The organism is Sphingomonas sp. dw_22, assembly GCF_018449795.1.
In the GTDB taxonomy this organism is placed as follows: Bacteria; Pseudomonadota; Alphaproteobacteria; order Sphingomonadales; family Sphingomonadaceae; genus Sphingomonas.
Map to the genome: position 1 here is coordinate 1 of NZ_JAAVVE010000065.1, position 15,910 is coordinate 15,910.

A 15,910-nucleotide genomic window follows, 5' to 3' on the forward strand; every position below is an offset into this window, starting at 1 on the left:
TCGCGCTGCGCCGCGTCGTCGCGCTGCCCGCCAAACCCGAGGAGCCGGAGCAATGACGCGGCGCGACGATGAGGCCGGCATGATCCTGGTCAACGTGCTGATGTTCGTCGCGATCGCCAGCGGGATGGTGCTATTGCTAATCAGTCGCGAGGAATTGGCGCTCGATCGAGGCTTGCGGATGCGCGAGGCGTCGCGGGCGCTGGCGGTGGCGCGGGGCGGCGAGCTCTCGGCGCTGGTGGCGCTGCGCCGCGATGCCGAGGTGGCGCCCGACGAGGACCATATCGGCGAGCCCTGGGCTAGGCTCTCCGAGGCCGGCGCGCCGATCGAGGGCGGCAGCTTCGACTTGGCGATCGCCGATGCCGAGGGGCGCTTCAACATCAATGCGCTGCGCAGCGGCGAGGCGGGGGCGCTGATCCTGTTCCAAAAGATCGCCAAGGATACGGGCATGACGCCGGAACAGGCCGTTGCTGCGGCCCAATATGTGCGGCTGCGCGGGCCGGTCGTCGATCTCAGACCGTTACGGCTTGCCGGGCTGGACCCTCAGGTCGCGGATCGGCTCGAACGGGTGGCAACGGCGCTGCCCGGCACCACCATGATCAATCTCAATGCGGCCGATCCGGAGATGCTGCGCATCCTGTTCGACGATCCGCTGAAGGCGGCGCGGCTGGTGGCGGTGCGGGACCGGCAGAAATTCCTGACGCTCAAGGATCTGACCGACCAGGATCTTTCCATGCCCTGGGGCGCGTCGTTCCGATCGGGCAGTTTCTGGGTGCGCACCCGCGCGACGATCGGCGGCACCAGCCAGCAGATCGCGACGCTGATCCAGCGGCGGCGGTTGCCCGATGGCGGGATCGAGGTCGTGCCGGTCGAGCGCTGGCGCAATGCCGCGGTGCCGCCGGGCGCGCCGGCGTTGCCGGTGAAGCGGTAGGGCCAGCCTCCCTCGTCACCCCGGCCGCAGTGCCGGGGTCCGCCGGGAGGCTGGGAGAGCCGCTGGAATTTAGAGGGGCTCTCTGGAGGATAAGTGGACCCCGGCACTGCGGCCGGGGTGACGGGAAGAGGGGCTTTTACAGTATTATACGGAACAGCGCGCCGCCGCCGGGTGCGTCGAGGATGTCGATCGCGCCGCCATGGGCGACGACGATCTGGCGCGCGAGGTTCAGGCCCACGCCGGTTCCGCTCTGGCGGGTAGTGAAGAAGGGCAGGAACACGTCCTGCCGCAGCGAGTGCGGCACGCCGGGGCCGTTGTCCTCGACTTCGATCAGTGTCGCCTGGCTGTCGGCGGAGAGGCGCAGGGCGAGGCGGGGCGCCTCGGTCGCCGTCATGGCCTGCGCCGCGTTGCGGAGCAGGTTGATGAGCACCTGGGCGAGCAGATCGGGATCGGCGTCGAGCGCCAGCCCCTCGGGCGACACTTCCAGCGTCAGCGGAATCGCGGGCATCTCGGCGGAGAAGATGCGGGCCAGCTCGCCTGCCCAGGGCGCCGCGGCGAAGTTCTGGCGCTTGACCTCGGGCGGCTGGGCGATCGCGCGATAGGCTTCGATGAAGTTGCTAAGGCCCTGCGCCCGGCGCGCCAGGGTGAGCACCGCCATGCGCGCGTCGGCGATGCGCGGATCGGCCGAAAGCGCGGGATCGGTGAGCAGATCGGCGGCGGTGGCGGCGAGCGACGTGACGGGGGTCAGCGAGTTGAGTATCTCATGGGTGAGGACGCGGACGAGATCGGTCTGCGCCGCCATCTCGACCGCGTCGAGCGTGCCCTGGATCGGCTGGAGGCCGAGCGCGCGGGTGCGCTGGCCGAGCCGGTCGAGCGTGGCCGAACGGACCAGCACGCGCTGGGCGCGCCCGTCGATATTGAGAATCAATAGCTCCTCGCCCGCGCCTTCCTGCGCCAGCCGTCGGGCAAAGGTGGCGCCATAGGCGGCGAAATCCTCGGGGCGGGTGCCGTGCCCGTTGCGGAACAGGCGCCGCGCCGCCTTGTTGGCGAGCGCGACCTGGCCGTCGCCGTCGATCGTCAGCACCGCGACCGGCATGTCGTCGACCAGCGCGTCGAGATAGCGCAGCTCGCCCGCCGTGCGGCTCTGCTCGGTGCGGAGGCGCGCCATCGCTTCGTTGAGCGACTGGCCCAGCGCGCCGAAGCCGGCGCCGCCGCCGGTATCGAACAATGTCGCGGCATCGCCGAACTTGAGCGCTTCGAGGAAGCGGGCGACGGTGCGGTTGGTGCGCGTGACGTGGCGCCAGAGGCCGGCGAAGACCGCGACGGCGAACAATATTGCGACGATGCGCGCGGCGGCCAGCCCCGGCGTCGCGAACGCCGCGACGCAGGTGAGAAGCGCCACCGCCAGCGCCGCGATCCAGCCGATCAGGCCGATCGTGAAGCGCTGGTCAAAGCCCATGCTTCTCCATCCGGCGATAAAGGGCGGCGCGCGACAGCCCCAGCTCGGCGGCGGCGAGCGAGATGTTGTAGCCGTGCTTCTTCAGCGCCTGCTCGACCAGGCGGCGCTCGACGCGTTCGAGGTTGAGATCGTCGGACCCCTGGAGCGGCGCGACCACCGCCTGGGGGACGATGCGGGGGCTCGCCGAGATCAGCGCGAAATCCTCGGGCTCCAGCGGCACGTCGCGGGCCAGGATGACGGCGCGCTCCAGCGCGTGGCGCAGCGCGCGGACATTGCCCGGCCAGTCGTGATGGAGCAGCGCGGTGCGCGCGGCGGGGCTCAGCTCCGGGACGGGGCGGCCATAGCGTTTCGCATAATGGCCGAGATAATGGCCGATCAGCCCGGGCACGTCCTCGCGGCGATCGCGGAGCGGGGGCAGGTCGATCTCGACGGTGTTGAGCCGGAACAGCAGATCCTGGCGGAAATGCCCTTCGTCGCGCAGCTTTTCGGGCGGAAGGTTGGTCGCGGCGATCACGCGGATGTTCACCGGCACGGGCTTGTTGGCGCCGACCGGGGTCACCTGGCGCTGCTCCAGCACGGTCAGCAGCTTGGGCTGGAGCCGGAGCGGCAGGTTGCCGAGTTCGTCGAGGAACAGGGTGCCGCCGTCCGCCGCCTGGATGCGGCCGACGCGATCGGTGCGGGCATCGGTGAAGGCGCCCTTCACATGGCCGAACAGCTCGGAATCGATCAGATCCTCGGCCACCGCGCCCAGATCGACCGTCAGCATCACCTGGTCGGCGCGCAGCGACTGGCGGTGCAGCTCGCGCGCGACCAGCTCCTTGCCGGTGCCGTTCTCGCCGAGGACGAGCACATTGGCGTCGGTGGGCGCGGCGCGGGCGATCAGCGAGTGGACGCGCGCCATCGCCGGGGAATCGCCCAATAGCTGCGACCCCGATGGCGCCGTGGCGGGCGTCGATGCCTGTTTGCCCCCCACCGCACGGCGCGAGCGGCGCAGCGAGGCGGCGGTGCGCACCGTCGCCAGCAATTTCTCGTTCGACCAGGGCTTGGAGACGAAATCGGTCGCGCCGCGCTTCATCGCCGCCACCGCGACCTGCACGCCGCCATGCGCGGTGATCATCACGACCACCATCTCCGGGTCGATCGCGAGCAACTGTTCCAGCCAGGCCAGCCCCTCGGCGGCATTGGTCGCGCCGCGGGCGAAATTGGCGTCGAGCAGCACCACGTCGGGCGTCCGTGCGCGGATCAGCGGCAGCGCCTCGTTGGGGCTGCGCGCCGTCGCCACTTCGCCGAACATGCCGCGCAGCAGCAGCCGCGACGCCATGAGGATGTCGTCATCATCATCGATGATGACGCAGAAATCGAATTCCGGGCCGCTCCCCATGCCGTCCACTCCCGTACAGCGCCTGTGCGATTCCGGACAATCAAATTGCGTGCCAAGGCTGTCTCCAGCCTGAAGAAATCCGGAAAGCGGCGGTTTTGCGCACTTGGCACGGCTCCTGCTCTGTTGGGCTGCAATGCGAGAGCACGAGGAGAATACCAGTGTTTCGGCCACCGTCCGACAAATTGGCGCGCAAGGCGCTGCTGCTGATCGCGCTGGCCTGCGCCGCGCTGGGGATGCACGCCGCCAGGCCGGTCTCGCTCGACCTGGCGTTTGGGCGGACCGGCAGCCATGCGCTTCTCCAGATCGGCTTCGCATCGTTTCGCCTGGCGTTCGATTCCGGACAGGCGTGTCCGAATCCGGACAGTTGTGCGCGGGGCTTGCTGTGAGCGGCGCCGCGTCACGGTTTGGCACGGGGGTTGCTGGGTGATGGGCATGGGTGTCGTTCGCATGAAAAGCAGCGCCGGGGACAAGCCGGTGACCGGTAGCGGGATGGACCAAATGGTCGAGACGCGGAAGCTCTCGCTGCGGGCCAAGGCCGCGATCGGCGGCGCGCTGCTGGTGCTGATCGCCGGGCTGTTCTGGTGGTATGCGCCGCGCGGATCGAGCCAGACCGTGGGCGCCGATCACGTCACCGTCTCCACCGTCACGCGCGGCACGTTCGACGATTTCATTCCGCTGCGCGCGCGCGTGACGCCGCTGCTGACCGTCTATATCGACGCGGTCGAGGGCGGGCGGGTCGAGAAGATGCTGGTCGAGGACGGCGCCACCCTCGCCAAGGGCCAGCCGATCGCCCTGCTCTCCAACGCCGAGCTCCAGCTTTCCACGCTCGCCCGGCAGACCGAGGTCGAGCAGCAGATCAACAACATGCGCAGCCAGGAATTGGCGCTTTCCCAGACGCGGCTTTCCAACGAACGGGCGGTGCTCGCGGCCGAGACCGCGCTCGACAAGGCGAAGCGCCAGTACGACCGCGAGAAGCCGCTCGCCGAGCGCGGCTTCATCGCCGGCAAGCAGTTCGCCGACACCAGCGCCGACTATGAGCTCAACCGCCGCAACCTCGCCGCGCTCAAGCGCAGCCAGTCGACCGACGAGCGGCTCCAGGGCAGCCAGCTCTCGCAGCAGCAGGCGGCGGCGCAATCGATGCAGTCGGGGCTCGCCATCGCCCGCGCCAATCTGGACGCGCTCCAGCTTCGCGCGCCGGTCGCGGGGCAGCTTTCGGGCTTCTCGGTGCAGGTCGGCCAGTCGCTCCAGCGCGGCGAGCGGGTGGGGCAGATCGACAGCCCGGGCCGCAACAAGCTGATCGCCGGGGTGGACGAATATTATCTCGGCCGCGTCCAGGTGGGGCAGCAGGCGCGGATGGACTGGGCCGGCAAGACCTTCGCCGCCAAGGTCACCAAAATCTATCCACAGGTCCAGAACGGCCAGTTCCAGGTCGATCTCCAGTTCACCGGCACCGAGCCGCCCCAGCTCCAGCGCGGCCAGACGATGCAGGCGCGGCTGACGCTGGGCGATCCGGCGCCCGCGCTGCTGATCCCCAACGGCGCCTTCTACAACGAGACCGGCGGCGCCTGGATCTTCGTGGTGACGCCCGACGGCAAGGCCGCGGTCAAGCGCACCGTCCGCCTGGGCCGCCGCAACTCCGAGTTCGTCGAGGTGCTCGAAGGGCTGGAGCCCGGCGAGAAGGTCTTGACGTCCCCCTATACCGGATATGCCGACAAGGATCGGCTCGATCTGACCAAATGATTGCAAGGAAAGGGATTTCGATGCTGACGATGCGCGAGCTTTCGAAGGTCTACCGTACCGACACCGTCCAGACGACCGCGCTGGATTCGATCGACCTCCATATCGCCGAGGGCGAGTTCGTGGCGATCATGGGGCCTTCGGGCTGCGGCAAATCGACCCTGCTCAACATGATCGGGATGCTCGATAGCCCGTCGAGCGGCTCTTACGTGTTCAACGGCAAGGAAGTCGCGGGGCTTTCCGAGGCGAAGCTGGCCGATGTCCGCAAGGAGAATATCGGCTTCATCTTCCAGAGCTTCAATCTGGTCGATGAGCTGAGCGTCCGCGACAATGTCGAGCTGGCGCTGCTCTATCACAATGTCCCCGCATCGGAGCGCAAGCGCCGGGTGGACGACGTGATGGACAAGGTCGGCATCGCGCACCGTGCGAAGCACCGCCCCAGCCAGCTTTCGGGCGGCCAGCAGCAGCGCGTCGCGGTGGCGCGCGCGCTAGTGGCTTCGCCGAAGCTGATCCTGGCGGACGAACCGACCGGCAACCTCGACACCCATCACGGCGAGGAAGTGATGCGAATGCTCCAGACGCTGAACGGCGAGGGCTCGACGATCGTGATGGTGACCCACTCGCCCGCGCACGCCGATTTCGCGGGGCGGATCGTCAACATGCTCGACGGTCGCATCCTCCAGGAGCGGCGCCGCGCGGCCTGACCACAAACTCCCTCTCCCCAAAGGGGAGAGGGAGAAAGGGAGTAAATGCCATGTGGCGCAATTACCTGACGGTCGGCCTTCGCGCGCTTGCCAAGAACCGTACCTATGCCTTCATCAACATCTTCGGGCTGGCGACCGGCCTGGCCGCGTGCCTGCTGATCCTGCTCTACGTCCAATATGAGCGCAGCTTCGACGAATGGCTGCCCGATGCGGACCGGGTCTTCCAGTTCCAGAGCTATTACCAGAGCAAGACCACCTCCGACGAATTCGAGAACCAGGGCGTGCCCTATGTCACCAAGGCGGCATTGCTGAAGGACTTCCCGCAGATCGAGAGCGCCACCTATTTCGGCGGCGGCGTCTCGATCACGGTCATCAAGGACGGGCGCGCCTATTCGCCCGACGATGCCAACCTGGTCGACAGCCCGTTCTTCGACACGATCGACCTGCCGCTTGCGCGCGGCGACCGGCAGGCGCTGGCCCGGCCCGGCACCATCGCGCTCAGCGAAAGCGAGGCGGTGCGCCGCTTCGGCACAACCAACGTGCTCGGCCGCACGCTCACCGTCGCCACGATGGGCCTCAAGAACGATTATCGCATCACCGCGGTGTTCAAGGATCTGCCCAAGAACTCGCACATCGCGCTCAACATGCTGGTGCGCGCCGATTTCCCGAGCCTCTATCCCCAGGGGCATAACGAGCAGTTCCTCACCCAATGGGGCTGGACCGGCGGCTGGGTCTATCTGAAGTTCCGCCCCGGCACCGATGTCGCCGCGCTCAATGCCCAGCTCAATGCCTGGAAGAAGCGCAACATCCCCGACGAGATCGACAATGGCCGTCGCTACAATATGGGCGACAATCGCAGCTATGCCTTCGTCAACGTGCGCGACGTGCATCTGGGCAAGGCGCAGGGATCGGCGATGACGCCGGGCAATGACGGGACGTCGATCACCACCTTCGCGGTGATCGCGCTGCTGATCCTGGGCATGGCCTGCATGAACTTCACCAATCTGGCGACGGCGCGCGCCAGCCAGCGGGCGCGCGAAGTGGCGCTGCGCAAGGTGCTGGGCGCGACGCGACGGCAGTTGATGGCGCAGTTCCTGGGGGAATCGATCCTGCTCGCGGCGATCTCGATGCTGGTGGCGCTCGCCTTTACCGAGATCGCGCTGCCCTGGTTCGCGCACTTTCTCGATGCCGACCTGAAGCTTCGCTATTTCGGCACGGATGGCGTGATCCTGCCGATCCTGGCGCTGGTGCTGCTGGTGGGCGCCGCCGGCGGGCTCTATCCGGCCTTCTACCTTTCCCGCTTCCAGCCGGCGCGGGTGCTCAAGGCCAATAAATCGGCGTCCGAAGCCGAGGGATCGGGCGGGCTGCGCGGCGCGCTGGTGGTGGTGCAATTCGCCGTCTCGATCGGGCTGATGGTGTGCACGGCGGTGGTTTATAGCCAGACGCTCTATGCCCGCACGCTCGATCCGGGCTATCAGCGCGACGGGCTGATCCAGGTGCCGGGCATCGGATCGGAATCGCTGCGCGGCAATGTCGATGCGCTGCTGCAGGAGATCGCCGCGGTGCCGGGCGTGCAGAGCGTCGGCCGCACCGGCATCGGCGTGAACACCGGCAACACCTCCACAACTTCGGTACTCCGGCAGGGCCATCCCGATCCGATCGACATCGCGATCTACGGCGTCGATGGCGGCTATTTCCAGACCATGGGTATCCGCACCCATGCGGGCCGGGTGTTCGACCGCAACCGCCTGGCCGACGACATGACCACACCGCCCTCCATGAGCGACGAGGCGGAGCGAGCGTTCGTCAATCGTGGCGGCAACATCGTCATCAACGAATCCGCAGTGAAGCGGCTGGGTTTCGCCAATGCGCAGGACGCGGTCGGCAAGACGTTGCAATATGCCATTTCCGACAAATTCGGCGCGACGACGCTGACGATCATCGGCGTGGTGAAGGATTCGCGCCTGCGCACCATCCGCACGCCGATCGAGCCGATCATGTTCCTGTTCGACCGGCACAATGTCTATTGGATGGTCGCGCGCTACAAGGGCGATCCCGCCAAGGTGCGCGCCGCGATGGAGACGGTCTGGCGCCGGCTCGCGCCCGACGTGCCCTACGAGGCCTCGTTCAGCGACGAGATCATGGCGCGCACCTACAAGCGGATGGACGCGCGGGCGCAGATGTTCGGCATGTTCGCGCTGCTCGCGGTGGTGATCGGCTGCCTCGGCCTGTTCGGGCTGGCGGCGTTCACGGCCGAGCGCCGCACCAAGGAGATCGGCATCCGCAAGGTGCTGGGTGCCCGCACCTTCGACATCGTGCGGCTGCTGGTGTGGCAGTTCACCCGGCCGGTGGTGATCGCCAACCTGATCGCCTGGCCGGTGGCATGGTGGGTGATGCGCGACTGGCTCAACCAGTTCGACGCGCGCGTGACGCTGGGGCCGGTGCCGTTCATCGGAGCCGGGCTGCTCGCGCTGGCGATCGCGGTGGTGACGATCGGGGCGCACGCCTTCCGCGTGGCGCGCACCAACCCGGTCTACGCATTGCGCTACGAATAGGCTTCGGCGGGGGCTCCCTCGTTCCCGCCGACAGATGGGCGGACGGTTTCCCCACCGTCCGTCCGTCTCCCCATACCCATCTGCGACAAAATCCCGCCCGGTGCGTTGCACCTCCGTCAAGGTTGGGATAGGGCTTGTTCGTTCGAACGAACAATGCGAGTCGCAATGACGTCCCAGACCCTTCTCGATGTGGCGATAGACCAGTTCGGCCGGCTCGGCTTCGAGGGCGCGAGCACCCGCGAGATCGCCCGTGCCTCGGGCACGGCGATGTCCTCGATCACCTATCATTTCGGGGGCAAGGAGGGGCTATATCTCGCCGCCGCCGATCATATCGCCGCGCAGATCCGCGAGATCCAGGGTCCGGCGGCGGCGGCGGCGCTCGAAGCAGGCGCCGCCTCGGCCGAAGCGGCCAGGGAAGCCGCGGCCGGCCTGCTCGACAGCCTCGGCCAGATGATGCTGCACCAGAAGACCGAGGGCTGGTCGCGCTTCATCATCCGCGAGCAGCAATATCCCACCGAAGCCTTCAATCGCCTGTTCGAAGGCGCGATGCGGATGGTGTTCGACGCCGCCGCCGAGCTGATCGCGCGCGCCCGGCCGGACCTCGACCCGCGCCAGGTGACCGCTACCGCCATATTGTTCTTCGGCCAGGTGATCGTTCTGCGCGCGGGCCATGCCGCCATCTGCCGCGTGCTCGGCACCGATCATATCGACGAGGCCAATGCCGCCCTGTTGCTGGCGAGCCTGCGCGCCAGCGCCTTTCGCATCCTTTCGGAGACGCCGGAATGAACCGCCGCACCCTCATCATTCTCGTCCTCGTCGCAGCGCTGGTGGTGGCGGGGTTCGCGACCCGGGGCTTCGGACTGTTCGCGCGGGCGGACGCGGGGGAGCTCGCGCTCTACGGCAATGTCGACATCCGCGAGGTGGACATGAGCTTCCGCGTCGGCGGGCGGATCGGTGACATCGCGGTGGACGAAGGCGCCAAGGTGAAGCGCGGCCAGCCGCTCGCGGTGCTCGACACCGCGACGATCCAGAGCCGCATGGCGGAGGCCGACGCCCGGCTCGGCCGGGCCCAGGCGCAGCTCCAGAAGCTGAAGAACGGCAACCGCGTGCAGGACATCGGCCAGGCGCGCGCGCGGGCTTCGGCGGCGCAGGCGGTGTATGACAATGCCCAGCGCGACTATGCGCGGCGCCAGCCGCTGGTCGGCCCCGGCGCGATCAGCCGTGACGTGTGGGAGCAGACCGTCTCCGATCGCGATCGTGCCCGCGCGCAATTGCTGGAGGCGCAGCAGGGCCTTTCGCTGCTCAACGCGGGCAGCCGCGCCGAGGATATCGCCGCGGCCGAAGCCGATGTCCGCGCCGCCCGGGCCGCGCGGGAGAGCGCCGGCACCGATCTCGGCGACACCAGGCTGGTCGCGGCGTCCGACGGCACCGTCGTCACCCGCGCCCGCGAGCCTGGTGCGATCGTCCAGCCGGGCGAGACCGTGCTGACGCTGTCGATCAACCGGCCGATGCGCGTGCGCGCCTATGTCGCCGAGACCGATCTCAGCCGGATCGCGCCGGGGATGAAGGTGGCGGTGACGGCCGACGGCAATCCCCGGACCTATCATGGCAGCATCGGCTATATCGCGCCGCGGGCCGAGTTCACGCCCAAGTCGGTCGAGACCGAGAATCTGCGCACCGATCTCGTCTATCAGGTCCGCGTGATCGTCGACGATCCCGACGACAATCTCCGCCAGGGCCAGCCGGTGACGGTGAAGGTTCCCGGCGCCCGTCCGCGCCTCGGGAAATGAAGGTGGCCCTGAGCGATCGCCTCCTCTTCCTCCCCTCCCTGCAAGGGAGGGGTCGGGGGTGGGTGCGAGCGAAGCGAGCTTCTGCGACCAATGGACCGGCGCGTCCCTTCGGGCCGCGCACCCACCCCCAGCCCCTCCCTTGCAGGGAGGGGAGCAGGTGACCGATCCCGTAGCCCGCGCCGAAAACCTCGTGAAACGCTTCGGTGATATGACAGCGCTCGACGGCCTGTCGATGCGGATCGCGAGCGGGCAGGTGACGGGGCTGGTGGGGCCGGACGGGGCGGGCAAGACCACGCTGATCCGCATCCTCGCCGGGCTGATGGCGCCGAGCGAGGGCAGGGTGGAGGTGCTGGGCGGCGCGCCGGGCGAGCATCTCGACGATCTCGGTTACATGCCCCAGCGCTTCGGCCTGTACGAAGACCTGACCGTGTTAGAGAACCTCACGCTCTATGCCGAGGTGCGCGGGCTGCCCAGGGCAGAGCATGATGCGAGCTTCAAGCGGCTGCTCGACTTCACCGATCTGGCGCGCTTCCAGGGGCGGCTGGCAGGCAAGCTCTCGGGTGGGATGAAGCAGAAGCTCGGCCTCGCCTGCGCGCTGGTCCGCACGCCCAAGGTGCTGCTGCTGGACGAACCGGGCGTCGGCGTCGATCCGATCTCGCGGCGCGAGCTCTGGGCGATGGTCGGCGACCTGACCGATCAGGGGATCGGCGTGCTCTGGTCGACCGCCTATCTCGACGAAGCCGAGAAGTGCGACACCGTCTATCTGCTCAACGAAGGCAAGTTGCTGTTCGATGGGCCGCCCGTCGATCTGACCGGGAAGGTGGCGGATCGCGTGTTCCGCGTGACGGGCTTCAAGGAGCGCCGCCGCCAGTTCCTCACCCATGCGCTCGACCGCGACGAGGTGATCGACGGCACGATCCAGGGCCGATCGGTGCGGCTGCTGATGCGGGACGGAGCGGCGGCGCCCACGCCGCAATCGCTGGAGGCCGAGGGCGCCACGGTCGAGCCCGCGCCGGCGCGCTTCGAGGACGGCTTTATCGAGCGGCTCGGCGGCGGCCCCAGCGGAACCAGCAAGCTCGCCGAGCGCTACCGCACCATCCCGCAGAGCGAGGGCTATGCGATCGAGGCCAAGGGGCTGACCAAGCGCTTCGGCGATTTCGTCGCGGCGAAGGACATGAATTTCGCGATCCCGCGCGGCCAGATATTCGGGCTGCTGGGGCCGAACGGCGCGGGCAAGTCGACCACCTTCAAGATGCTGTGCGGGCTGCTCACCCCCTCCGGCGGCACCGGCGCGGTGGCGGGCAATGATCTGCGCCACGCGCGTGCCGATGCCCGCGCGTCGCTCGGCTATATGGCGCAGAAATTCTCGCTCTACGGCGATCTGAGCGTTCGCCAGAATCTCGATTTCTTCGCCGGGGCCTATGATCTGGATCGGGCGAAGGCGAAGCGCGCGATCGAGGCGATGGGGTCGATCTTCGAGCTGGAGAGCCGGTTCGACGCCAATGCGGGCGGCCTGCCGCTCGGCTTCAAGCAGCGCCTCGCGCTCGCCTGCGCGGTGATGCACGAGCCGCCGGTGCTGTTCCTCGACGAGCCGACCTCGGGCGTCGATCCGGTCACGCGGCGCGAGTTCTGGATCCATATCAACGGGCTGGTCGAGAAGGGCGTGACCGTGCTGGTCACGACTCACTTCATGGACGAGGCGGAATATTGCGACCAGGTCACGCTGATCTACCGCGCCGAGCAGATCGCCACCGGCACGCCCGATGAATTGAAGGCCAAGGCGGGCGCGCTCTCCAACGCCGACGATCCGACGATGGAGGACGCCTTCATCGCGCTGATCGAGGAATTCGACCGGCGGCGCGAGGGGAGGGAGGCGGCGTGAGTGGCATCCATCTTATTAAGCCCCTCCCCCTCGGGGGAGGGGTTGGGGTGGGGGACTCTCCGCAAGCGCTGGTCTCGGTGAGACTCTGCCCCACCCCCTACCCCTCCCCTGAAGGGGAGGGGCTATCATGAGCATTCGCTTCTCCCCGCGCCGCGTCGCCGCGCTGGTCACCAAGGAGGGCGCGCAGATCCTGCGGGATCCCTCCACCTTCCTCATCGCCTTCGTGCTGCCGATGATCCTGCTGTTCCTGTTCGGCTATGCGGTGTCGCTCGACAGCAGCCGCACGCGGATTGCCGTGGTGCTGCAGGACAGCAGCGCCCCCGCGCTCCGCCTTGCCCAGGCCTACCAGACCTCGCGCTATTTCGAGGTGACGATGGCGCGATCGATCCAGCCGGTGCGCGACAAGATGGTCGATGGCGAGCTGCGTGCGATCATCGTCATCCCCCAGGATTTCGGCGAGCGCTTCAACCAGGGGCGCGTGCCGCCGATCCAGATCATCACCGACGGCTCGCAGCCCAACACCGCCAATTTCGCCGCCTCCTATGGCGAGGGCGTCCGTGCGCAATGGGCTGCGGCGGAGGGGCTGGAACGCAACCCCGCTGCCGCCGACGTGCCGATCAGCATCTCCGCGCGCTTCTGGTACAATCCCGAGCTCAAGAGCCGCTATTTCCTGGTCCCCGGATCGATCGCCAACGTCATGACGATGATCGGCACGCTGCTCACCGCGCTGGTCATCGCGCGCGAATGGGAGCGGGGGACGATGGAGGCGATGATGGCCACGCCCATCAGCATGGCCGAGTTCATCGCGAGCAAGGTCATCCCCTATTACCTGCTGGCGCTCGCATCGATGACGCTGTGCACGCTGATCGGCGTGTTCATATTCGGCGTGCCGTTCCGCGGATCGGTGTTCGCTTTGTTCCTGATCGCCTCGGCGTTCCTGATGCCTGCGCTTGGGCTAGGGCTGTTCATTTCGTCCGCCACCAAGAACCAGTTCGTCGCGAGCCAGGTGGCGTTGCTCTCGGCCTTCCTGCCCACCTTCCTGCTTTCGGGCTTCATCTACGAGATCGGATCGATGCCCTGGCCGATCCAGGCGCTGACCTATCTGGTGCCTGCGCGCTATCTGATCCCGTGCCTGGAATCGGTGTTCCTCGCCGGAGACCAATGGGCGCTGATCCTGCCCAATATCGGCATCATGCTGCTGTTCGGCGCGGTGTTCTTCCTGCTCTCGTTCCGCGTCACGCGCAGGAGCCTCGACTAGATGCGCCGGCTTTTTCGAGGGTCCGGCTTGCGCCGGTTGGGAGCGATGATCGTCAAGGAGATGTGGGCGGTGCTGCGCGATCCCAAGTCGCGCGTGGTGCTGTTCGTGCCGCCGCTGATGCAGCTCTTCATCTTCACCTTCGCGACCACGCTCGACGTGAAGAATGTCGATATCGGCGTGCTCGATCGCAGCTCCGGCGCGCATTCGGCGGAGATCGTCAGCCGTATCGCCGGCAGCCCCAATTTCCGCGAGATCGTGCCGCTGCGCAGCCCGAACGAACTCAAGGATGCGATCGACAACCAGCGGGTGATCGCAGCGATGGTGATCGACGAGGATTTCGATCGCAACGTCACCGCGCGCCGCCCCGCGACGATCGGCCTGGTGCTCGACGGCCGCCGCTCGAACGCCGCGCAGATCGTTGCGGGCTATCTGACGCAGATCGTCGGCGGCGTGGGCGCGGACCTCGTGCCGCGCGGGGCGGCGGGGCCGGGGAGCATCGTCACCAACTGGTACAATCCTTCGCTCGATTATATCTGGTTCACGCTGCCGTCGCTGGTGGCGATCATCACGTCGGTCGCGGGACTCGCCATCACCTCGCAATCGGTGGCGCGCGAGCGCGAGCTGGGCACGTTCGACCAGCTCATGGTCTCGCCTTTGCGCGTCCACGAAATCCTGATCGGCAAGATGGTGCCGCCCTTCATCATCGGCATGATGAACGGCAGCCTCTATCTGGTGATCGCGCCGCTCGTGTTCGGGGTGCCGTTCACGGGCTCGCTGACGCTCTTCTTCCTGTCGCTCGCCATGTACATGCTGGCGCTGATCGGGATCGGCATGTTCGTCTCGGCACTGTCGCAGACCCAGCAACAGGCGTTCCTGGGCACCTTCCTGGTGACGACGCCGCTGATCCTGCTCTCGGGCTATGCCAGCCCGATCGACAACATGCCGGGCTGGCTCCAGATCGTCACCTATCTCGATCCGGCGCGATATTTCCTCGTCATCGTCCAGGGCCTGTTCCTCAAGGCGATGCCGGCCGCCGCCGTCTTCCACCAGCTTTGGCCGCTCGGGCTGATCGCCGTCGCGACGCTGTCCGCGTCCGCCTGGCTGTTCCGCGCGCGCATGGAGTAGAATGATGCCTCGCCTTGCCCCCCTGCTGCTCGCCGCCGCGCTCGCCGGCTGCACCGTCGGCCCCGATTACAAGCGCCCGGAAATGCCTGCCGCTTCGACCGGCGGCTGGCTGGAGCCCGGCACGCCGGGCGCGATCGATCTCGCCTGGTGGGACAGTTTCGGCGACGCCCGGCTTTCCGCGCTGGTCCAGCGTGCCGTCGCGAGCGCACCCGATCTCAAGGAGGCCCAGGCCCGCCTCGCCGAGGCTCGCGCCAACCGCGACGCGGTGGTCGGCGGGCGGCTGCCTACCCTATCGGCCAGTGGCTCCGCCACCGAGAACCGGATCAGCGAGAACGGCCAGCTCCCGATCGGCCAGATCCCCGGCGTCGATCGCGAGTTCCGCCTGTTCGATCTCGGCTTCGATGCGAGCTGGGAGATCGATCTCTGGGGCCGCCGCACCCGCCAGGCCCAGGCGGCGAACGCGCGCGTCGAGGCCGCCGAATATGGCCAGCGCGACGTGATGCTGACGCTGATCGCCGAGCTCGCCCGCAGCTATTTCGACCTGCGCGCCGCCCAGGCCGATGCCGCCATCGCCGAGGCGACCGCTGCCGCCGATGCCGATCTCGCGCGCCTGACCCATCTGCGCCGCGACGCCGGCGAAGCCTCGCAGCTCGACGCCGAGCGCGCCGATGCGGCGGCCAGGGCGAGCGCCTCCGCCGTGCCCAATGCCCGCGCCCAGGCGGCCGCTGCGGCCTATCGCATCCCCGCGTTGCCCGGCGCTGCGCCGGACGAAGCCGTGCCCCGCCCCAACCCCGCCCCGCCCCCCCCCGCGGCCCCCACACGCACCCGCGCCGCCGCCCCCTCCGGCGCCGCTGCCCCCCCCCCCCCCCCACCCCCCGCCCCCCGCCCCGCCCCCCCGCCCCCCCCCCCGCCCCCCCCTCCACCCCCCCCCCCGCCCCCCCCGCCACCCCCCCCCCTTCCACCCTGCGATGGCCGTGGCCGGGCCGGGCCGCCCCCGCCTCAGCCCGCTCTATCTCCCTGCGAGCCCCGGCCAGGGCAAGACGCACCTGATGCACGCGATCGGCCATGCGTTCCTCGCAGCCCATCCGCAC

The 15,910-nt window shown here is 68.2% G+C and carries 13 protein-coding genes; 11 read left to right on the forward strand and 2 right to left on the reverse strand.

The window, feature by feature from the left end:
* Positions 1–52: 52 nt before the first annotated feature.
* Positions 53–928 (forward strand): type II secretion system protein GspK, encoded by an 876-nt coding sequence (locus HB724_RS18865; protein WP_213982495.1) that lies wholly within the window; start codon positions 53–55, stop codon positions 926–928.
* Between the two features lie 136 nt (positions 929–1,064).
* On the opposite strand, the gene HB724_RS18870 is transcribed toward HB724_RS18865, so the two are convergent.
* Together HB724_RS18870 and HB724_RS18875 are read right to left on the reverse strand one after the other, a co-directional pair.
* Positions 1,065–2,387 (reverse strand): ATP-binding protein, encoded by a 1,323-nt coding sequence (locus HB724_RS18870; RefSeq protein WP_213982496.1) that lies wholly within the window; start codon positions 2,385–2,387, stop codon positions 1,065–1,067.
* The gene (locus tag HB724_RS18875; protein WP_213982497.1) at positions 2,377–3,768 is read right to left on the reverse strand and encodes a sigma-54 dependent transcriptional regulator; all 1,392 of its coding nucleotides are present in this window, start codon (positions 3,766–3,768) and stop codon (positions 2,377–2,379) included. The genes HB724_RS18870 and HB724_RS18875 overlap by 11 nt, the downstream gene beginning before the upstream one ends.
* Positions 3,769–3,926: 158 nt before the next feature.
* Here HB724_RS18875 and HB724_RS18880 point away from each other — a divergent pair, with 158 nt between their 5' ends.
* The 10 genes from HB724_RS18880 to HB724_RS20645 all read left to right on the forward strand — a co-directional run.
* Positions 3,927–4,154, forward strand: coding sequence for a hypothetical protein (locus HB724_RS18880; protein ID WP_213982498.1), 228 nt, complete (start codon positions 3,927–3,929; stop codon positions 4,152–4,154).
* 61 nt (positions 4,155–4,215) lie between these two features.
* Positions 4,216–5,508 (forward strand): efflux RND transporter periplasmic adaptor subunit, encoded by a 1,293-nt coding sequence (locus HB724_RS18885; protein WP_256731625.1) that lies wholly within the window; start codon positions 4,216–4,218, stop codon positions 5,506–5,508.
* Between the two features lie 20 nt (positions 5,509–5,528).
* Complete coding sequence (locus HB724_RS18890; protein WP_213982499.1) at positions 5,529–6,209, forward strand: ABC transporter ATP-binding protein; 681 nt, start codon at positions 5,529–5,531, stop codon at positions 6,207–6,209.
* Between the two features lie 50 nt (positions 6,210–6,259).
* Positions 6,260–8,764, forward strand: coding sequence for an ABC transporter permease (locus tag HB724_RS18895; RefSeq protein WP_213982500.1), 2,505 nt, complete (start codon positions 6,260–6,262; stop codon positions 8,762–8,764).
* Between the two features lie 165 nt (positions 8,765–8,929).
* The gene (locus HB724_RS18900) at positions 8,930–9,550 is read left to right on the forward strand and encodes a CerR family C-terminal domain-containing protein (protein WP_213982501.1); all 621 of its coding nucleotides are present in this window, start codon (positions 8,930–8,932) and stop codon (positions 9,548–9,550) included.
* Positions 9,547–10,554 (forward strand): HlyD family efflux transporter periplasmic adaptor subunit, encoded by a 1,008-nt coding sequence (locus HB724_RS18905; RefSeq protein WP_213982502.1) that lies wholly within the window; start codon positions 9,547–9,549, stop codon positions 10,552–10,554. Before HB724_RS18900 ends, HB724_RS18905 begins: the two co-directional genes overlap by 4 nt.
* A gap of 157 nt (positions 10,555–10,711) precedes the next feature.
* Complete coding sequence (locus tag HB724_RS18910; RefSeq protein WP_346344758.1) at positions 10,712–12,436, forward strand: ATP-binding cassette domain-containing protein; 1,725 nt, start codon at positions 10,712–10,714, stop codon at positions 12,434–12,436.
* A gap of 127 nt (positions 12,437–12,563) precedes the next feature.
* Entirely contained in the window at positions 12,564–13,694 is a 1,131-nt protein-coding gene (locus tag HB724_RS18915) for an ABC transporter permease (RefSeq protein WP_213982503.1), read from the forward strand.
* Positions 13,695–13,721: 27 nt separating this feature from the next.
* The gene (locus tag HB724_RS18920) at positions 13,722–14,819 is read left to right on the forward strand and encodes an ABC transporter permease (RefSeq protein ID WP_256731626.1); all 1,098 of its coding nucleotides are present in this window, start codon (positions 13,722–13,724) and stop codon (positions 14,817–14,819) included.
* Positions 14,820–14,823: 4 nt separating this feature from the next.
* Positions 14,824–15,910, forward strand: a 1,087-nt coding sequence (locus HB724_RS20645) for a TolC family protein (protein ID WP_213982505.1), incomplete at its 3' end; no start/stop codon positions are given.

Coding starts and splice junctions, on each gene's coding strand:
- HB724_RS18905 (WP_213982502.1), top strand. CDS start 9,547: ATGAACCGCCGCACCCTCATCATTCTCGTCCTCGTCGCAGCGCTGGTG.
- HB724_RS18915 (WP_213982503.1), top strand. CDS start 12,564: ATGAGCATTCGCTTCTCCCCGCGCCGCGTCGCCGCGCTGGTCACCAAG.
- HB724_RS18870 (WP_213982496.1), bottom strand. CDS start 2,387: ATGGGCTTTGACCAGCGCTTCACGATCGGCCTGATCGGCTGGATCGCG.
- HB724_RS18885 (WP_256731625.1), top strand. CDS start 4,216: ATGAAAAGCAGCGCCGGGGACAAGCCGGTGACCGGTAGCGGGATGGAC.
- HB724_RS18895 (WP_213982500.1), top strand. CDS start 6,260: ATGTGGCGCAATTACCTGACGGTCGGCCTTCGCGCGCTTGCCAAGAAC.
- HB724_RS18890 (WP_213982499.1), top strand. CDS start 5,529: ATGCTGACGATGCGCGAGCTTTCGAAGGTCTACCGTACCGACACCGTC.
- HB724_RS18900 (WP_213982501.1), top strand. CDS start 8,930: ATGACGTCCCAGACCCTTCTCGATGTGGCGATAGACCAGTTCGGCCGG.
- HB724_RS18875 (WP_213982497.1), bottom strand. CDS start 3,768: ATGGGGAGCGGCCCGGAATTCGATTTCTGCGTCATCATCGATGATGAT.
- HB724_RS18865 (WP_213982495.1), top strand. CDS start 53: ATGACGCGGCGCGACGATGAGGCCGGCATGATCCTGGTCAACGTGCTG.